Source organism: Nocardioides luteus, from assembly GCF_014648595.1.
In the GTDB taxonomy this organism is placed as follows: Bacteria; Actinomycetota; Actinomycetes; order Propionibacteriales; family Nocardioidaceae; genus Nocardioides; species Nocardioides luteus.
The window spans coordinates 199,362-216,489 of sequence record NZ_BMRK01000005.1 but is presented as its reverse complement, the minus strand read 5'-3'; the positions used below and the strand labels follow the sequence as shown (position 1 = coordinate 216,489).

The window sequence follows — 17,128 nt, the reverse complement described above, 5'->3', positions numbered from 1 at the left end:
GACAAGCTCGACCACCGGAGCGGACGGGTCTCGACAAGCTCGACCACCGAAAGCAACTAAGGGGGTGCGGGGGATATCCCCCGCCGCGACGCGGAGCGTCGCCTGAAATGACGAACCGACGCGGCCCGCGCGAAGCGCGGGCACACGTCGGCCAGAGGTTCGTGGAGCTGCGGGGAATCGAACCCCGGTCCTCGAGCGCCGTGCCAGGTCTTCTCCGGGTGCAGTCTGTGGGTGTCGTTCTCTCATCCCCGGGGCTCGACACAGACACGTCCCCGACAGGCTCATCCGACTAGTTGTCCCTCATGCCCCGTCGGCATGTGCATGAGGTGAGTCTCCTAGATGACGCCTGGATCCGAGCCGGAGACGGATACTCGGTCAGACGCTTCGATCACCGCAATCAGGCGGCGAGAGCGAAGGAACTGCGCTTAGCGTTGGCAGTTATTGGTTTCCAGCGATCGTTTACGAGATGACGCTGGCTCCTCGACCCGCTTCCCCTGGGAGCAACGTCCCAAGTCGAAACCGATCAGCCCCTTTTGAGTTTTCAATGCCCAGACTTCAGACAACGGGACAACACTACAGGCCCCCACCGACATTCCCCACCTGGTTATCCCTTCATGCCCTTGAGCTTGCGGCCGACCTCGACCTCGGCCTCGCGACGGGCCGTACGCTCGGCGATGGTGTGGCGCTTGTCCCACGACTTCTTGCCCTTGGCGACGCCGATCTCGACCTTGGCGCGGCCGTTGAGGAAGTAGAGGGCGAGGGGGACGACGGTGAGGCCCTTCTCGGCGATCTTGCGCTCGATCTTGTCGATCTCGGCGCGGTGCAGGAGCAGCTTGCGCTTGCGGCGGGCGGAGTGGTTGGTCCAGGTGCCGTTGAGGTATTCGGGGATGTGGATCCCGTGGATCCAGGCCTCGCCGCGGTCGATGTCCACGAAGCCGTCGACCAGGGAGGCGCGACCCTCACGCAGCGACTTCACCTCGGTGCCCTGCAGGACCATGCCGGCCTCGTAGGTGTCCTCGATGTGGTAGTCGTGCCGCGCCTTCTTGTTCTGCGCGATCATCTTGCGCCCCTGCTCCTTCGCCATTCCACCATTCTCTCAGGCGTACGGTCACGACCGCGAAACGTTTACAGCCCGAGCAGCGGCATCGGGTCGACGGGGGCGCCGTCGCGCAGGATGGTGAAGTGCAGGTGGCAGCCGGTGGACCATCCGGTGGTGCCCGCGTAGGCCACGGTCTCCCCGCGTCCGACGCTGCCCGAACGCCGGGCGTAGCTCGAGATGTGGTTGTAGACGGCGGTGTAGGAGTGTCCGTTGACCTTGCCGAGGTAGAGGTGCAGCCGGTTGCCCCACACGCTGGAGTAGTTGGTGGAGATGATCTGACCCGACTCGACGGCGCGCAGCGGGCGCCCGCACGGCGCGTGGAAGTCGGTGCCGTTGTGCAGCGAGACGTAGCCGTAGATCGGGTGGGTGCGCATGCCGTAGGGCGAGGTGACGTAGGTGCCGCTCACCGGGGCCGCGAAGAGTCCGCCGACGGATCCGACGTTGCGGCTCGACCCACGCTTGGAGAGCCCCCGGATCTTCGTACGCAGCGCCGACTCCTCCGCCTCGAGCTTGCGCAGCTCGGCGGCATCGGCGGCCTTGGCAGCCGCGGCGGACTGCTTGGCGGCTGCAGCCTTCTGGGCGAGCTTGGAGGTCTCGGCCTCGGCCGCGGCGGCCTGGTCGCGGAGCGCGTCGACCTCGGCGACCAGCTCGCGTGCCTTCTTCTCCTGGGCGGCGACCGCGTCGGTCGCCTCCTGCACCTCGCGCTCGCGCACGACGAGCATGGTCTCGGTGGCCTCCATCCGCTGGAGGGTGGCGTCCTGGCCGGCCGATGCCGCGTCGACGTAGGTCTGCTGGCGCATCAGGTCCTCGAGGGAACCGCCGGAGAGCAGCGCCGCGGCCTGGGCCAGCTGCGGGTCTCCCCCGGTGAACCGGGACAGGATGGCGTCGCGCATCTCCTGACGCTGCGACTTCACCTCGGCCTTGCCTGCGGCGAGCTGGCGCTTCGCCTCGGCCAGCTTCAGCTTCTGCTCGGCGAGCTCGGCCTTGACCTTGGTGTGGGCGGCGCGCGCCGCGACCAGCTGTGAGCTCAGCTCCTCGACCCGGGCCTGCGCCCGTTCGAGCTTCTTCCGCGCCGCCTCGTAGGCCGACGACGCCTTCCGCAACCCGGCGCTGGAGTGCTCCAGGTCCTCGGCGGCGGCCTTCTGCTCGCGCTGGACCTCACGCTTCTCCTGCTCGAGCCGGTCCTTCTCGTCCGCTGAGGACGGGAGGGTCGGGGAGAGCAGGACGACGCCCACCACCACGCAGCTGAGCGCAGCGGCGAGTCGGCCGGCACGGGGGAAGACGCGCACGGATCCACCTCGATCTGTGGGGAAGTGTTACCCCCAGACGGTAGGCGATCCGGCTCAGACCTTGATGTATTTGCGCGTGAGCAGGAGTGTCGGGACGAGGGTCAGCAGGATGCCGAGGATCGCCACGATCGCGAAGGAGCTGAAGAACTCCTCCCAGCCGACCCACTGGGTCACTGCTGTGGACGAGAGCCGCTGCTCGACGCCGAAGTACATCACCGAGGCGAGCGCGACGCCGGACAGCCCGATACCGACCAGGGCGACCACGAGCGACTCCAGGAGGAACGGCAGCGCGATGTAGAGCGTCGAGGCACCGACCAGGCGCATGATCCCGATCTCACGGCGACGGGCGAAGGCCGCCAGCCGGATGGTGTTGGCGACCAGCAGCAGGGCCGCGATGACCAGCACGATCGCGCCGACCAGTGCCGCGCTCTGCAGACCGTCGACGGCGGCGAGGATCGGTCCGGTCACCTCGTGGACGTCGCCGACGTGGTCGATGCCGTCCAGACCGGCGACCGCCTCGATGATCTCGGCGGAGTGGTGCGGGTCGGTCATGGTGACCCAGTAGGACTCCCACATGTCGTCGGCCTTGACCACCGGGTCGGGACCGCTGACGCCCTCGACGTCGAGGGCCTGGAGCCGCTCGTAGGCCTGCTCCTGGCTCTCCTCCTCGACCTTGTCGACGTACTTGTTGTCGTCGAGGGCGTCGGTGATGACCTTCTTCTGGCTGTCGTCGACGGCGCCGGCGCACTGCGGGTTACGGTCGTTGGCGCCGTTGCACATGTAGAAGGTGATCTGCAGCTCGTCGCCCCAGACCTCCTCGGTCAGCTGGGCCTGCTCACGCAGCAGCAGCCCGACGCCGGCGAGGGTGAGCGAGACGAGCAGGGTCAGCGCCACCGCGACGTGCATCGACAGGTTGCGGCGGAGCCCCTGACGGAGCTCGGTGAATACGTAGCGCAGCTGCATGGCGGGTCGAGGACCCTTTCTTGGTCGTGGAGCCTAGGTCGTTGGTGCGTGGTCCGGGGCGGGCTCAGAACTGAGCGCCGTAGCCGCCCTGGACCTGGTCACGCACGAGGTGGCCGTGCTCGAGCTCGATGACTCGCTTGCGCATCTGGTCGACCATCTGGACGTCGTGGGTCGCCATCACGATGGTGGTGCCGGAGCGGTTGATGCGGTCGAGCAGGCGCATGATGCCGACGGTGTTGCCGGGGTCGAGGTTTCCGGTCGGCTCGTCGGCGATCAGGATCATCGGCCGGTTGATGAACGCGCGGGCGACGGCCACGCGCTGCTGCTCACCACCGGAGAGCTCGTCGGGCATCCGGTCGCCCTTGCCGTCGAGGCCGACCAGCTCGAGCGTCTCCGGGACGCGCTGGCGGATCTCCCGGTTGGAGTGACCGGTCACCTGCATCGCGAAGGCCACGTTCTCGGCGACGTTCTTGTTGGCGAGGAGCCGGAAGTCCTGGAAGATCGTGCCGACCTGGCGGCGCAGCCGCGGCACCTTCCAGCCGGCGAGCCGGTTGATCTCCTTGCCGGCGACGTAGACCCGACCGGTGGTCGGCCGCTGCTCGCGCAGCATCAGCTTGAGCGCCGTCGACTTCCCCGAGCCCGACTGGCCCACGAGGAAGACGAACTCCCCCTTCTGGATGTCGATAGAAAGGCTGTTGAGGGCCGGCCGCGCCTGCCCTGGGTAGGCCTTGCTGACCTTCTCGAAGCGGATCACCGGACCGAGGGTAGTGCAACGGTGGTCAACCGACGAGCCGGGCCCGCCGCCCGGTACGCGGGGCCGCGGCCGGGCTCAGTGGTGAGCTCTTCACTTCGGCTCCGAGATACCGGCCCCTGTACCCTGACCAGGTGGCTTCTGCAGTCCGGATACTCATCGCTGCCGTGCTCCTGACCGTGATCGCGGTCGGGGTGGGAGTGCTCACCCTGAAAGACGACGAGCCCGAGGCTCCCGAGGTGAAGGGCGACCTGAGCAGCGCGGACACGACCACGATGCACGTGCGTCGCGGAGCGTTCTGCGACCGCGTCCCCACCGAGGACGTGACCGAAGCACTCGGCGGCGCCGCGGCCGAGAAGAAGGCCTACGGCGACGGCGACCAGACCGCGATCTCGGGCGAGGTCAGCGACGTCGCCCAGGAGTACGGCTGCATCTGGACCGGTCCCGAGGACTCCGGCACCACCGCCCGCGCCTGGGTCTTCGCGCCGCCGGTCACGCTCGAGTGGGCCAACCAGATGACCAAGAGCGTCCCCAAGGGCTGCAAGGCAGCGTCGAAGCCTGCGTACGGCAAGCCGTCGGTCGCCCTCACCTGCACGGACGCGAAGAAGCAGCCGAAGATGGTGATCCGCGGGCTCTTCGGCGACGCCTGGCTCTCCTGCGAGCTCACCGGCAAGGCCGGCGAGGCGCCCGCGACACTCCAGAAGCGCGCCTCGCGCTGGTGCCTGGTGACCGCCACGGCGGCTGCTGCCTGAGACATCGCACGCTGACGAGCCCCGGCTTCGGGCGCGTCGATTGCGCATTTCGTAAAGTCTAGTGCTTTAATCGACTTAGTCGTCCGGGCCGGGTAGGCACCTACCGGGCGGCGCGCGCCGCCGCGGGACCTGAGTCAGAGCAGGGCCGGCTGGCGAGAGCGGGTGGGGTCCTTAGGGATGGGGATCCCACCCGCGACGCGAGCCAGGCCACGACGGTCTCGGCGAACTCGGCGGGCTGGTTGCGGTGGACGAAGTGACCTACGTCGAAGTGCACCAGGTCGGCCAGCGGGATCCGCCGGGCGACCTCCTCGATGTCGGCGCGCGGGATGTGGCTGTTGCCGCCGCCGGCGACGATCAGGGTGGGCATCGGCAGCTGGTTGAGCTGCTCCCACATCCAGGCGTCGTACGTGGTGGCCTCGGCCATCAGCGTCGCGACGCACTCCCAGTCGTGCTGGAGCGGCCGGGTGGCGCGTCCGGGCGTCTTCCGCGGTCGCGGCGCGGGCGGCACCACGTCCTCGATGACGAGGTGTGAGACCAGGTCGGGCCGGTGCATCGCGACCAGCATGGCGACGTTGCCGCCGGTCGAGTGGCCGACGAGCACCGCGCCGGAGATCCCGAGCGTGTCCATCGCGACGATCACGTCGTCGGCGATGAGCCGGTGGGAGTACTCCGAGGCCCAGTCGGACTCGCCGTGCCCGCGCAGGTCGAAGGCGTGCACCCGGTGGTCGGCGGCGAACGACGGCAGCACGTCCCGCCACCGCTTCGCACTGCCTCCGAGCTCGTGCAGCAGCACCATCGGCACCCCGTCCTCAGGCCCCGAGGCGGCATAGGCGTACGCCGCCCCGCGACCCGGCAGGGGAAGCCTGGTGCGCGTCAGCGCATCCACCATCTGGCTAGTTCTGCTCGGCCTTCTCAGCACCCCGGCGCCAGCGGATGCCGGCCTCGAGGAAACCGTCGATGTCGCCGTCGAAGACGGCCTGCGGGTTGCCGACCTCGAAGGAGGTCCGGAGGTCCTTGACGATCTGGTAAGGGTTGAGGACATAGTTTCGCATCTGGTCGCCCCAGGAGGCGGCGACGTCGCCCTTGAGCTCCTTGAGCTGGGCCTCCTCCTCGGCCTTCTTCAGCGCGAGGAGCTTGGCCTTGAGGACGATCATCGCAGCGGCCTTGTTCTGGAGCTGGGACTTCTCGTTCTGACAGGAGACCACGGTGCCGGTCGGGATGTGGGTCAGCCGGACCGCGGAGTCGGTGGTGTTGACCGACTGGCCGCCGGGGCCGGAGGAGCGGTAGACGTCGACCTTGATGTCGTTCTCGTCGACCTCGATGTCGTCGGTCTGCTCCAGCACGGGCACGACCTCGACCGCCGCGAAGGAGGTCTGGCGGCGGCCCTGGTTGTCGAAGGGGCTGATCCGCACCAGGCGGTGGGTGCCGGCCTCGACCGAGAGGGTGCCGTACGCGTAGGGAGCGTGGATCGCGAAGGTGGCCGACTTGAGGCCGGCCTCCTCGGCGTAGGAGGTGTCGAAGACCTCGACCGGGTACTTGTTGCGCTCGGCCCAGCGGACGTACATCCGCATCAGCATCTCGGCGAAGTCGGCGGCGTCCACGCCACCGGCGCCGGAGCGGATCGTGACCAGGGCCTCGCGGGAGTCGTACTCCCCCGACAGCAGGGTGCGGATCTCCAGGCTCTCGACGGCCTTCTTCACCCGGCCGAGCTCGGCCTCGGACTCGGCGAGCGAGTCGGCGTCGCTCTCCTCCTGGGCCATCTCGACCATCAGCTCGAGGTCCTCGATGCGGGTGCTGAGATCGGTGAACCTGTTGAGCTCGTTCTGCAGCAGGGAGAGGCGGCCGGTCACGCGGGTGGCGTTGTCCTGGTCGTCCCAGAGGTCGGGCGCGGCGACCTGCTCGCCGAGGTCGGCGATCTCCTTGCGCATCGCGTCCAGGTCCAGCACCTGGCCGATGGTCTGCATCGTCGCCTGGAGCTGCTTGATCTCTGTGTCGAATTCGGGGCCAGCCACGCCTTCCAGGTTACTTGACGAGTGATGCCGCATCCGATTCGACGCCGTGGGAATGCGCTCGCCCTCCGGCATGGGGAACCGGAGGACGAGCGCCAGGGGGATATCAGGGAGATATCAGGGGGATATGAGGCCTCAGGCCTGGTGGACCGAGCCGGCGAACCAGCCGTCCCAGGCAGCCTCTTCACGCACGGACGCCCCCGGCTTCGGGGCGTGCAGCATGATCGCCTCGCCGTTCTCCCAGCGGAGGAAGATGCCGACGTGGTAGACCGGGCTGCCCCAGAACATCAGGTCGCCGCGCTTGATCTGGTCGTTCGGGACGGTCGGCAGGGACGAAGCCTGGTCCCGCGACACCCGGGGCAGCTCGATGCCGGCAGCACCGAAGGCGTACTGCGTCAGGCCGGAGCAGTCGAACGAGCTCGGACCGGTGGCGCCCCAGACGTACGGGTCACCGATCTGCTCCGAGGCGACGTTGATCGCCTTGTCGATCTTGCCCTGCTGGCTGGCGGCGTACGCACGCGCCTCCGCCTCGGCCTTCTTCTTCTCCTCCGCGGCCTTCTTGGCCGCGATGGCTGCCTTGCGCTTCGCCTCGGCCGCCTTGCGAGCTGCCGCGGCCTTGCGCTGCTGCTCCTCGACGGCCTTCTCCAGCTTCTGGATGTCGGTGATCATCGCCGACGGCGTAGCCGAGGCCTGTAGTGCGGGAGCCTCCACGACCTTCGACGAGGAGCTCGACTCGGCAGCCACCGGTGCGGCGTTGGCGGCGGGCACCGCCACCAGGGCACCGGCTGCGATGCCGCTGGCCAGCGTGACGCGACCGACGAGCTTCCCGTGGCCGCTGAGCGACCCTGCGATCGTCTTGACGAGCGAGGTGTTCGGCGTCCGGAACGGACGCGGTGTGCCCCGATGGGCAGGACGGGATACGGACTTGGACATGCGTGAGTTCCTTCCCACGCCTGCGAGGTGAGCTGTCGGGTTCGGGCCAGAAGGTGCCCGGCCATCAGCGGATGGCTTCACCCCGAGCGACCGTCCGAGATAGTCGCGTGAAAACTTGGGTCCCCCGCTCCTGTCCCATGCGTACTGCTGAGTGTGAGGGGTAGAGGTTCAGTAGTAGGGGCCGGCTTCCGGAGGGACAGGATTCGGCGTGAACCGGGGCCGGTCCGTGCGTTCTGCACGGCTCATCCAAGGTGACACGCCAACCAAACCGGATCCAATCCGGAATAGCCGCTCAGAGAACACATCCCGCGTGATCACGCGTGATTTTGCCTCCGTTTGTGAGTGATCTCACGCACTGGACAGCGGTTTGACGCCGCTTCCGCGGGTCACTCCCCCGCTTCGAGGCGGAACCCGACGCCGCGGACGGCGACGACCTTCTCCTGCACACCGGCGGCCTCGAGCTTCTGGCGCAGCCGGCCGACGGTGACGTCGAGGGTCTTGGTCGAGCCGTACCAGTTCTCGTCCCAGACCTCGGCCATCAGCCGGTCGCGGGAGACCACCTTGTCGCGGGAGGCGGCCAGGACGGCCAGCAGCGCGAACTCCTTGCCGGTCAGGGTCACCTCGCGGTCACCGGCGTAGACCCGGTGGGCGGCCACGTCGATGCGCAGCGCGTCGTCGTCAGCACCTGGCTCGACCGGACCCGAGCGGCGCAGCAGCGCACGGACCCGGGCCTGGAGGACGGCCAGCGCGAACGGCTTGGCCAGGTAGTCGTCGGCACCCGCGTCGAGCCCGACGACCAGGTCGATCTCGGCGTCGCGGGCGGTGAGGATCATGATCCCGCCCTCGTAGCCGTTGTCCCGCGCGGCCTTGCAGACCTCGAGGCCGTCCATGTCGGGGAGGCCCAGGTCGAGCAGCACGAGCTCGGCCTCGTACGGGGGCGCCAGCAGCTCCAACGCCTTCTTGCCGGAGTCGACCCAGGTGACGTCGTACCCCTCACGCTGAAGCGTGCGCACCAGCGGGGCAGCGATGTCCTCTTGGTCTTCTACGACGAGCACGGAGTTAGACATGAGGAGAACAATAGTTAGAGGCCTGTAGCCCTTGTGAAGAGATCCCCCGATTCTGTCACCCGCGTGATCACATCGTTAGGTCCGAGCTGGTCGATCGCGAGCGGATCCTCGGCTCCCTCCTCCACCTCGTCCCAGCTGATCGGGGCTGCCACCTTCGGGATCTCCTTGCCCCGCAGCGAGTAGGGACAGATGGTCGTCTTCGACCCCGAGTTCTGCGACCAGTCCAGAAAAACCTTTCCTGACCTGCGACTCTTCGTCATCGTCGCGGTCACCTGACTGGGGTGGGCCTTCTGCAGGTCCTCGGCGATCTCCTTGGCCAGCGCCGTGGAGACGTCCGGTTCGACGGGCTCCGGGAGGGCCGCGTAGAGGTGTACGCCCTTGCTGCCGCTCAGCACCGGCGTGGCCACCAGATCGCGGTCTGCGAGCGCGTCGCGCACCAACAGGGCCACCTGGCAGCACTCCTGCAGACCCGCGGGCTCGCCGGGGTCGAGGTCGATCACGAGCCGGTTCGCTCCGGCCGGTTTCCCGTCCTTCCCGACCGTCCACTGGTGGACGTGCAGCTCCAGCGCGGAGAGGTTGGCGGCCCAGGTGAGCGCGGCGAGGCTGTCCAGGATCGGGAAGGTGAGCGTGCCCTCCTTCTGGTCGGCCGTACGCGACCCGGTGGTCGGGACCTCGACGGTGCGGACCCACTTCGGCGTGCCCGCAGGTGCGTTCTTCTCGAAGAAGGACATGTCGCCGACGCCGTGCGGCCAACGGATCCTCGTCACCGCCCGGTCGGCCAGCTGCGGCAGCAGCACCGGCGCGACCTGGGCGTAGTAGTTGAGCACCTCGCCCTTCGTCATCCCGGTGCGCGGGTAGAGCACCTTGCTGAGGTTGGACAGGGTCAGCACCCTGTCGTCCACCTCGACGCGGACCTCTTCTCGTTCGACCATCACAGATCCTCCGGTGAGACGTCGTCCCTGATCCCGATGAAGCTCGGCTGCCGCAGCCGGCCCTTGTAGCTGGCCGCCGCGACCGCGGTGCCGTGCGTCTCGACCTCGACGACGAGCAGCGGCTCCACCCAGTGGGTACCCCGAACGTCCTCGCGCGGCACTCCCCCGTCGGGATCGACGTCGGGACCGGCGAACGGGCTGCGGGCGGTCTCGCGCAGCAGCCCTCTGAGCCGGGCGGCCATCCTGCCCCCGATGCCGCTGCCGACCCGGCCGCGGTAGATCAGCCCGTCGGGCGTCGGCTGCCCGACGAGGACCGCACCGATCCGCTCGGTCCCGCCCGCGGTGCCGGTCTCCGGCCGCCACCCGCCGACCACGAGCGAGGCGCGGTAGCGGTGAGCCAGCTTCACCCAGTCCTTGCTCCGCTCTCCGGGCCGGTAGCGGCTGTGCCGCCGCTTGGCGACGATCCCCTCCAGCCCCTGCGCCTTCGTCACCTCGTGGAGCATCCGGCCGTCGTCGTAGACCGCGGGCACCTGCCACGAGCCGAGCTCGCCGTCGGCGTGGAGCGCCTCGAGGAGCCTGCGCCGCTCGCTCCAGGGCTCCTCGACGAGCAGCCTGCCGTCCAGCCGGAGGAGATCGAAGACCATGTACGTCGCCGGGCGTGTCACCGCGAACCGGGCCGCCTTCCGGACGTCCCGGTTGTGCATCCGGTCCATCAGCACCCGGAAGTCGGGCAGGCCGGAGTCGTTGAGCGCGATCACCTCGCCGTCGACCACCACGTCACGCTCGGGACCGGTTGCGATCTCGGGCCAGGCGGGGGTGGCGTCGTTGTCGTTGCGCGTGGTCAGCCGGGTCTGCGTACCTCCTGAAGGGCTGTCGCCGAGCAGGCGGATGCCGTCCCACTTGACCTCGTGGACCCACTCCTCGCCCGGTGGCACGTGGGCCCCGGGCGTGGCCAGCATGGGTCGCAGCATCGTGCGCATGGACCCATCTTGCTTCATCCCGCGCGTGCGCGGGGCGGCTCTGACGTGCGCGAATGGGGTACCGGTCTGTGCGAATCCGACAGATACTTGGTCAATCCATCCCAACTGACGAGGGGTACGCATGCGTGCGATCTGGAAGGGCGCTGTCTCGTTCGGGCTGGTCAGCGTGCCCGTGAAACTCTATTCCGCGACGGAGTCGCACGACGTCTCCTTCCGCCAGGTGCACCAGGCCGACGGCGGCCGGATCCGCTACCAGCGGATCTGCTCGATCGACGGCGAGGAGGTGCCCTACTCGGAGATCGCGAAGGGCTACGAGACCGAGGACGGCGAGATGGTCATCCTCACCGACGACGACTTCGCCAATCTGCCCACGACCTCCTCGCGCGAGATCGCGGTGGAGAAGTTCGTGCCGTCGGACCAGATCGACCCGATGCTCTTCGAGAAGAGCTACTACCTCGAGCCGGAGAACACCGGGGTCAAGCCCTATGCGCTGCTGCGCCAGGCGCTGCAGGACGCCGACCGGGTCGCCCTGGTGACCGTGGCGCTGCGCCAGCGCACCTCGATCGCGGCGCTGCGGGTGCGGGAGACCGAGAACGGCGACGTGATCGTGCTGCAGACGATGATGTGGCCCGACGAGATCCGGGTGCCCGACTTCAAGGTCGAGCCCGGCGAGGTCAAGGACTCCGAGATCAAGATGGCCAACATGCTCGTCGAGACGCTGGCCGGCGACTTCACCCCCGACGACTTCTCCGACGACTACGCCGAGGCCGTCGACGAGATGGTGAAGGCCAAGATCGAGGGCGGTGAGGTCGAGCGGACGCCGACCTCCACGAAGACCTCCGGAGAGGTCGTCGACCTGCTCGCGGCCCTGCAGCGCTCGGTCGCCGATGCGAAGAAGTCGCGCGGCGAGAAGGTCCCCAAGGAGGCCAAGGAGGCCAAGGACGAGGGCGACGAGAAGAGCAAGGGGAAGAAGTCCAAGAAGGCGAGCTAGCGAACTTCCTGGCCGGAACATGTCGAAACCGGCAGGATCGGTGCGACGCGTACGTGTGAGCGCGCTGCAGCAGGCAGCGCGACAGCACCTCAGAGGAGAGACGCGATGCGCTACATGATGTTCGTCAAGATGGCCCCCGACGCCGGCCCGCCCCCGGCCGCACTGATCGAGGCGGTGGAGTCGGAGATCAAGCAGCAGTACGCCGACGGCGTGCTGCTCGACGCCGACGGTCTCGGTCCCGCGGTGGAGATCCGGCTCACCGACGGCGAGGTGACCCACGTCGACGGCCCCTACGCCGAGGCCAAGGAGGTCGCTGGCGGGTTCTCGCTCTTCGAGGTCCGCTCCCAGGACGAGGCCCTCGAGCTCGGCCGCCGGATGATCCAGCTCCACGAGGAGCTCTGGCCGGGACAGGACGTGGCGGTGGAGATGCGGCCGCTGTTCGGCCCGCCGGACCCGGCCGCGGACTGAGTCACCGAGGTGGTCTCGACAGGCTCGACCACCGAGGAAGCGATCGTCGCGGTCTGGCGCAACGAGTCCGTACGCCTCCTCGCCGGTCTGGCACGGATGACGCACGACCTCGACCTGGCCGAGGACCTCGCTCAGGATGCCCTCGTCGCGGCGCTGGAGCAGTGGCCGCGCGAGGGCATCCCTCGCAACCCCGGCGCATGGCTGATGTCGATCGCGAAGCGGCGCGCGATCGACGGCTTCCGCCGTGACGAGACCCTGCGCCGCAAGGTCGCCCTGCTGGGCCACGAGCTGGAGGAGGAAGAGATGCCCGACCTGGCTGCTGCGGTCGACCACATCGAGGACGATGTGCTCCGGCTGATGTTCCTCTCCTGCCACCCGACCCTGGCGCCCGACTCGCGCACGGTGCTGACGCTGCGGCTCGTGGGAGGTCTGACGACCGCTGAGATCGCGCGCGCCTACTTCGCCAAGGAGTCAGCGGTCGGCCAACGGATCTCCCGCGCCAAGCGCACCCTGGCCGAGGTCGGGGCCTCCTTCGAGCTGCCGGTCGGCGAGGAGCGGGCGGCGCGGATGCGCGAGGTGATGCAGACGATCTACCTGGTCTTCAACGAGGGCTACGCGGCGACCTCGGGGCCGTCGTGGACCCGGCCCGAGCTCTGTCTGGAGGGGATGCGGCTGGCCCGGATGCTGGCCGCGCTGGCTCCCGGCGACCCGGAGGCGCAGGCGCTGCAGGGGCTGCTGGAGATCCAGGGGTCGCGGCTGGCGGCCCGGGCGGATGCGTCCGGGAAGTCTGTGCTGCTCGAGGACCAGGACCGCACCCGCTGGGACCAGCTGCTGCTGCGCCGCGGCCTGGCGGCCGTCGGCCGTGCCACAGCGCTGGCCTCCTCGGGCACGCCCGGCGGCAGCTATCTGGTGCAGGCGATGATCGCCGCCTGCCACGGCCGCGCCCGGCGGGCCGAGGACACCGACTGGGCCGAGATCGCCCGGCTCTACGACCTGCTCGCCTCCGGTGCCCCGGGCGCGGTGATCGACGTCAACCGCGCCGTGGCCCACGGGCGCGCCTTCGGGCCCGAGGCCGGGCTCGCGATCCTGGCCTCGCTGCCCGAGGGGGCGCTGGCGGGGTCGCATCTGCCCCACGGCGTACGCGGTGATCTGCTGCACCGGGCCGGGCGCCATCGGGAGGCCGCGAAGGCGTTCGACACGGCGGCCTCGCTGACCGGCAACGCCGGGGAGAGAGAACTTCTGGAAATGCGTGCTGCCGCGTGTCGAAGCCACCAGGGCTCGTCCGACGGGTAAGTATCAGCCGGGTCTCGACAGACCCGGACCACGCAGCACGAGGAGACACCATGACCACGACCACCACCTCCGCCGACGGCACCACGATCGCCTACGACGTCGTCGGCTCCGGACCGGCGCTCGTGCTGGTCGACGGAGCGCTGTGCTACCGCGACTTCGGGCCGTCGAAGGAGTTCGCCGACGCGCTCTCCGACCGGTTCACCGTCTACCGCTACGACCGTCGCGGCCGGGGCGAGAGCAACATCGCCAAGCCCGCCGCCGCGGGCACGACCGAGGCTGTCGAGCAGGAGGTGGCGGACCTGGGCGCGGTGATCGAGGCGGCCGGCGGCCACGCTCACCTGCTGGGGCTGAGCTCGGGCGCGTTCCTCGCGCTGGAGGCGGCGCGTGCCGGGCTGCCGATCGACAAGATCGTCGCCTACGAGGCGCCGCTCATCCTCGACGACACCCACCGTCCCAACGACGCCGACCTCGCCCAGCAGGTCGAGGCGCTGGTGGAGAAGGGCACGCGGGCGGCCGCGGTCGAGCTCTTCATGCGCACCGTCGGGATGCCGTGGATCGGGGTCAAGATCATGCGGCTGACGCCGGCCTTCAAGAAGCTCACGCCGGTCGCCCACACGCTCCCCTACGACCTCGGCATGGTCGTGCCCTTCCAGCAGGGTGTGCCTCTGCCGGGCGGCTACTTCAAGAACGTCTCGGTTCCGGTGCTCTCGATCGCGGGCGGCAAGAGCCCCGACTACATGACCAACGCCCAGCAGGCCATCGCCGCGGCGGTGCCCGAGGGCCGTCATGTCGTGCTGGACGGGCAGAACCACATGGTCGCCGCGTCGGCGCTGGCACCGGTCGCGGCGGAGTTCTTCACCGCCTGACCGGCGCCCTCCAGGTGCCGCCTATCCTGGCGCCATGGCGCAGCTCTGGGACATCTCCCCACCGGTCCACGCAACCTCGCCGGTCTTCCCCGGGGACCACGCGACCGAGGTCGGCTGGACGTTCCGGATCGGCCCCGACTGCCCGGTCAACGTCGCCGAGATCTCGGTCTCCGCGCACGTCGGGGCGCATGCCGACGCGCCGCTCCACTTCACCGACGACGGCACTCCTGCCGGCGAGATGGCGCTGGAGCCGTTCCTCGGCCCGTGCCGGGTGATCGACGTGACCGGGGTGCGCCCGCTGGTCACCGTCGACGACGTGGACGTCACCGACCTGCCCCCGCGCGTGCTGTTCAGGACGTACGCCACCCAGCCGACGAGCTGGGACGACTCGTTCTGCGCGCTGGACCCAGCGTTGATCGACCTGCTGGCCTCGCACGGCGTGAAGCTGGTCGGCACCGACGCAGCCAGCCTGGACCCGGCGACCTCGAAGGATCTTCCGGCGCACTTCGCGACCCACCGTCACGACGTACGCATCCTGGAGAACCTGCTGCTCGACGAGGTGCCCGCGGGCGACTACGAGCTGATCGCGCTTCCCCTCAAGCTCACCACTGCCGACGCAGCGCCGGTGCGGGCCGTGCTGCGACCGCTCGCTGCTGAGGGGAGGGCGTCGTGAACCGCGATGACGCCGTCGCCCTCGACCGCGACGACCCGCTGGCGCCCCTGCGCGACCTCTTCGACCTGCCCGACGGCACCATCTACCTCGACGGCAACTCGCTGGGCGCGCTGCCGCGCACCACCGCCGGCCGCGTGGCCGAGGTGGTCACCCAGGAGTGGGGCCGCGGGCTGATCGAGTCGTGGAACACCGCTTCCTGGATCACGCTGCCCCAGCGGGTCGGCGACAAGATCGCTCGCGTCGTCGGTGCAGGTCAGGGCGAGGTCGTGGTCGCCGACTCGACCTCGCTCAACGTCTACAAGGTGCTCGCCTCCGCGCTCTCGATCGCGGCTGCCGACGCTCCGGAGCGCCGGGTCGTGATCAGCGAGCGCAGCAACTTCCCGACCGACCTCTACATCGCCTCCTCGCTGTGCCGCGAGCGCGGCTACGAGCTGGTGCTGGTCGACTCCCCCGACGAGATCGAGGGGCTGCTGGACCGGGCCGCGGTGCTGATGCTGACCGAGGTCAACTACCGCACCGGCTACCTGCACCCGATGGCCGCAGTGACGGCGCTGGCCCACGAGCGCGGGGTGCTCGCGGTCTGGGACCTGTGCCACTCGGCCGGCGCGGTGCCGGTCGACCTGCGCGGCGCGGACGCCGACTTCGCGATCGGCTGCGGCTACAAGTTCCTCAACGGCGGTCCGGGCGCGCCCGCGTTCCTGTGGGTCAACCCGCGCCACGTCGACCGCTTCTCGCAGCCGTTGTCGGGCTGGATGGGCCACGCGGCACCCTTCGAGATGTCGCCGGGCTACCGGCCGGCCGAGGGGGTCTCGCGCTACCTGTCCGGCACCCCCGGCGTCATCGCCATCTCCGCGCTCGAGTGCGGCGTCGACACGCTGCTCGCGGCCGAGGCGTACGGCGGGCTGGAGGCGCTGCGGGAGAAGTCGCTCGGGCTCACCCGTCTCTTCGCCGACGTGGTCTCCTCCCGGCTCCCCGCGTTCCGGATCGAGTCACCGCTCGACGATGCGCGGCGCGGCAGCCAGCTCTCGCTGAGCATCGGTGAGGGCGCGTACGCGATCGTGCAGGCGCTCATCGAGCGCGGCGTGGTCGGCGACTTCCGGGCCGGGCCGGAGGACGGCTCCGCGCCCGACATCCTCCGTTTCGGCGTGACCCCGCTCTACACGCGCTACGTCGACATCTGGGACGCCGTCGACCACCTGGTCGCGGTGATGGACGACGACGAGTGGCGCGCCGAGCGCTTCTGGACCCGAGGAGCAGTGACATGAGCGCGCAGGACCTTCCGATGGACTACTCCGACTACCTCCACCTGCCGGAGGTGCTCGGCGCGCAGCATCCGCTCTCGGGCGACCACAACGAGATGCTCTTCATCGTCCAGCACCAGGCGATGGAGCTGTGGATGCGGCTGGCGCTCCACGAGCTCACCGAGGCGCAGCGGCTGATCTCGGTCGACGCCGTGCGGCCGGCCTTCAAGGGCCTGGCGCGGGTGTCCCGGATCATGGAGCAGCTCGTGCACGCCTGGGACGTGCTCTCGACGCTGACCCCGACCGAGTACGACAAGTTCCGCCCCTATCTGGCCACCGGCTCGGGGTTCCAGTCGTGGCAGTACCGCTGCATCGAGTTCTCGCTCGGCAACAAGGCGGCTTACACGCTCGAGGTCCACCAGGGCCGGCCGCACGAGGCCGACGTGCTCGCTGCGTACGAGCGGCCCTCGCTCTACGACGAGTCGCTCCGGCTGCTCTCGCGGCGCGGCTTCGCCATCCCGGCGGAGCATCTCGACCGCGACTGGAAGCAGGAGTACGCCGCCTCCGACGCCGTCGAGGCCGCCTGGGGCGAGGTCTACCGCGACCCGGAGAAGCACTGGGACCTCTACGAGCTCGGCGAGGAGCTCACCGACCTGGAGACCGCCTTCCGGGTCTGGCGGTTCCGCCACGTGACCACGGTCGAGCGCATCATCGGCTTCAAGCCCGGCACCGGCGGCACCTCCGGTGTCTCCTACCTGCGCAAGCAGCTCGACATCATCCTGTTCCCCGAGCTGTGGGCGATGCGTACGGGGCTGTGAGCC

The 17,128-nt window shown here is 69.3% G+C and carries 18 protein-coding genes, 1 other RNA gene and 1 riboswitch; of the genes, 8 read left to right on the top strand and 11 right to left on the bottom strand.

The annotated features are described in order from the left end of the window. Positions 1–159: 159 nt before the first annotated feature. The 5 genes from ssrA to ftsE all read right to left on the bottom strand — a co-directional run bounded on the left by ssrA (position 160) and on the right by ftsE (position 4,105). Positions 160–531, bottom strand: a transfer-messenger RNA (tmRNA) gene (ssrA, locus tag IEY81_RS08965). Positions 532–604: 73 nt separating this feature from the next. Further along, positions 605–1,084: an SsrA-binding protein SmpB gene (gene smpB, locus IEY81_RS08960; protein ID WP_189118121.1), complete on the bottom strand. Its 480-nt coding sequence runs from the start codon at positions 1,082–1,084 to the stop codon at positions 605–607. 41 nt (positions 1,085–1,125) lie between these two features. Then, the gene (locus tag IEY81_RS08955) at positions 1,126–2,388 is read right to left on the bottom strand and encodes a murein hydrolase activator EnvC family protein (protein ID WP_189118120.1); all 1,263 of its coding nucleotides are present in this window, start codon (positions 2,386–2,388) and stop codon (positions 1,126–1,128) included. Positions 2,389–2,442: 54 nt separating this feature from the next. Further along, on the bottom strand, positions 2,443–3,351 hold the full coding sequence (gene ftsX / locus IEY81_RS08950; RefSeq protein ID WP_189118119.1) for a permease-like cell division protein FtsX: 909 nt from the start codon (positions 3,349–3,351) through the stop codon (positions 2,443–2,445). Positions 3,352–3,415: 64 nt separating this feature from the next. After that, the gene (gene ftsE / locus IEY81_RS08945) at positions 3,416–4,105 is read right to left on the bottom strand and encodes a cell division ATP-binding protein FtsE (RefSeq protein WP_189118118.1); all 690 of its coding nucleotides are present in this window, start codon (positions 4,103–4,105) and stop codon (positions 3,416–3,418) included. Positions 4,106–4,236: 131 nt separating this feature from the next. Here ftsE and IEY81_RS08940 point away from each other — a divergent pair, with 131 nt between their 5' ends. After that, positions 4,237–4,854, top strand: coding sequence for a hypothetical protein (locus IEY81_RS08940; RefSeq protein ID WP_189118117.1), 618 nt, complete (start codon positions 4,237–4,239; stop codon positions 4,852–4,854). A gap of 100 nt (positions 4,855–4,954) precedes the next feature. Here IEY81_RS08940 and IEY81_RS08935 read toward each other — a convergent pair whose 3' ends face one another. The 6 genes from IEY81_RS08935 to IEY81_RS08910 all read right to left on the bottom strand — a co-directional run bounded on the left by IEY81_RS08935 (position 4,955) and on the right by IEY81_RS08910 (position 10,775). Beyond that, positions 4,955–5,743 carry an alpha/beta fold hydrolase gene (locus IEY81_RS08935; RefSeq protein WP_189118116.1) on the bottom strand — a complete coding sequence of 263 codons (789 nt, stop codon included), beginning with the start codon at positions 5,741–5,743 and terminating at the stop codon, positions 4,955–4,957. 4 nt (positions 5,744–5,747) lie between these two features. After that, positions 5,748–6,866 (bottom strand): peptide chain release factor 2, encoded by a 1,119-nt coding sequence (gene prfB, locus IEY81_RS08930; protein WP_189118115.1) that lies wholly within the window; start codon positions 6,864–6,866, stop codon positions 5,748–5,750. Positions 6,867–6,998: 132 nt separating this feature from the next. Next, the gene (locus IEY81_RS08925; protein WP_189118114.1) at positions 6,999–7,796 is read right to left on the bottom strand and encodes a C40 family peptidase; all 798 of its coding nucleotides are present in this window, start codon (positions 7,794–7,796) and stop codon (positions 6,999–7,001) included. 2 nt (positions 7,797–7,798) lie between these two features. Next, a riboswitch (cyclic di-AMP (ydaO/yuaA leader) is annotated at positions 7,799–7,955 on the bottom strand. 227 nt (positions 7,956–8,182) lie between these two features. Further along, on the bottom strand, positions 8,183–8,863 hold the full coding sequence (locus IEY81_RS08920) for a response regulator transcription factor (RefSeq protein WP_183546950.1): 681 nt from the start codon (positions 8,861–8,863) through the stop codon (positions 8,183–8,185). A 14-nt stretch (positions 8,864–8,877) separates the two neighbouring features. After that, the gene (ligD, locus tag IEY81_RS08915) at positions 8,878–9,795 is read right to left on the bottom strand and encodes a non-homologous end-joining DNA ligase (protein ID WP_189118113.1); all 918 of its coding nucleotides are present in this window, start codon (positions 9,793–9,795) and stop codon (positions 8,878–8,880) included. After that, a complete protein-coding gene (locus IEY81_RS08910) occupies positions 9,795–10,775 on the bottom strand; it encodes an ATP-dependent DNA ligase (protein ID WP_189118112.1) in 981 nt (326 codons plus the stop codon). Before IEY81_RS08910 ends, ligD begins: the two co-directional genes overlap by 1 nt. 121 nt (positions 10,776–10,896) lie before the next feature. Here IEY81_RS08910 and ku point away from each other — a divergent pair, with 121 nt between their 5' ends. The 7 genes from ku to IEY81_RS08875 all read left to right on the top strand — a co-directional run bounded on the left by ku (position 10,897) and on the right by IEY81_RS08875 (position 17,125). Continuing rightward, the gene (gene ku, locus IEY81_RS08905; protein WP_189118111.1) at positions 10,897–11,766 is read left to right on the top strand and encodes a non-homologous end joining protein Ku; all 870 of its coding nucleotides are present in this window, start codon (positions 10,897–10,899) and stop codon (positions 11,764–11,766) included. A 105-nt stretch (positions 11,767–11,871) separates the two neighbouring features. Continuing rightward, on the top strand, positions 11,872–12,234 hold the full coding sequence (locus tag IEY81_RS08900; RefSeq protein WP_189118110.1) for a YciI family protein: 363 nt from the start codon (positions 11,872–11,874) through the stop codon (positions 12,232–12,234). Positions 12,235–12,243: 9 nt separating this feature from the next. Further along, positions 12,244–13,527, top strand: a complete 1,284-nt coding sequence (locus IEY81_RS08895) for an RNA polymerase sigma factor (RefSeq protein ID WP_229787566.1) — start codon at positions 12,244–12,246, stop codon at positions 13,525–13,527. A 50-nt stretch (positions 13,528–13,577) separates the two neighbouring features. Next, a complete protein-coding gene (locus IEY81_RS08890) occupies positions 13,578–14,393 on the top strand; it encodes an alpha/beta fold hydrolase (RefSeq protein WP_189118109.1) in 816 nt (271 codons plus the stop codon). A 34-nt stretch (positions 14,394–14,427) separates the two neighbouring features. Continuing rightward, entirely contained in the window at positions 14,428–15,066 is a 639-nt protein-coding gene (kynB, locus tag IEY81_RS08885) for an arylformamidase (RefSeq protein WP_189118108.1), read from the top strand. Further along, positions 15,063–16,331, top strand: a complete 1,269-nt coding sequence (kynU, locus tag IEY81_RS08880; RefSeq protein ID WP_189118107.1) for a kynureninase — start codon at positions 15,063–15,065, stop codon at positions 16,329–16,331. Before kynB ends, kynU begins: the two co-directional genes overlap by 4 nt. After that, positions 16,328–17,125 (top strand): tryptophan 2,3-dioxygenase, encoded by a 798-nt coding sequence (locus IEY81_RS08875; protein WP_189118106.1) that lies wholly within the window; start codon positions 16,328–16,330, stop codon positions 17,123–17,125. The genes kynU and IEY81_RS08875 overlap by 4 nt, the downstream gene beginning before the upstream one ends. Positions 17,126–17,128 lie beyond the last annotated feature (3 nt).

What these genes read in the sequence shown, in the direction of transcription:
- smpB (WP_189118121.1), bottom strand. Translation starts at nt 1,084, where the DNA reads ATGGCGAAGGAGCAGGGGCGCAAGATGATCGCGCAGAACAAGAAGGCG.
- ftsX (WP_189118119.1), bottom strand. Translation starts at nt 3,351, where the DNA reads ATGCAGCTGCGCTACGTATTCACCGAGCTCCGTCAGGGGCTCCGCCGC.
- IEY81_RS08935 (WP_189118116.1), bottom strand. Translation starts at nt 5,743, where the DNA reads ATGGTGGATGCGCTGACGCGCACCAGGCTTCCCCTGCCGGGTCGCGGG.
- IEY81_RS08925 (WP_189118114.1), bottom strand. Translation starts at nt 7,796, where the DNA reads ATGTCCAAGTCCGTATCCCGTCCTGCCCATCGGGGCACACCGCGTCCG.
- IEY81_RS08920 (WP_183546950.1), bottom strand. Translation starts at nt 8,863, where the DNA reads ATGTCTAACTCCGTGCTCGTCGTAGAAGACCAAGAGGACATCGCTGCC.
- ligD (WP_189118113.1), bottom strand. Translation starts at nt 9,795, where the DNA reads ATGGTCGAACGAGAAGAGGTCCGCGTCGAGGTGGACGACAGGGTGCTG.
- IEY81_RS08910 (WP_189118112.1), bottom strand. Translation starts at nt 10,775, where the DNA reads ATGCGCACGATGCTGCGACCCATGCTGGCCACGCCCGGGGCCCACGTG.
- ku (WP_189118111.1), top strand. Translation starts at nt 10,897, where the DNA reads ATGCGTGCGATCTGGAAGGGCGCTGTCTCGTTCGGGCTGGTCAGCGTG.
- IEY81_RS08900 (WP_189118110.1), top strand. Translation starts at nt 11,872, where the DNA reads ATGCGCTACATGATGTTCGTCAAGATGGCCCCCGACGCCGGCCCGCCC.
- IEY81_RS08890 (WP_189118109.1), top strand. Translation starts at nt 13,578, where the DNA reads ATGACCACGACCACCACCTCCGCCGACGGCACCACGATCGCCTACGAC.
- kynB (WP_189118108.1), top strand. Translation starts at nt 14,428, where the DNA reads ATGGCGCAGCTCTGGGACATCTCCCCACCGGTCCACGCAACCTCGCCG.
- IEY81_RS08875 (WP_189118106.1), top strand. Translation starts at nt 16,328, where the DNA reads ATGAGCGCGCAGGACCTTCCGATGGACTACTCCGACTACCTCCACCTG.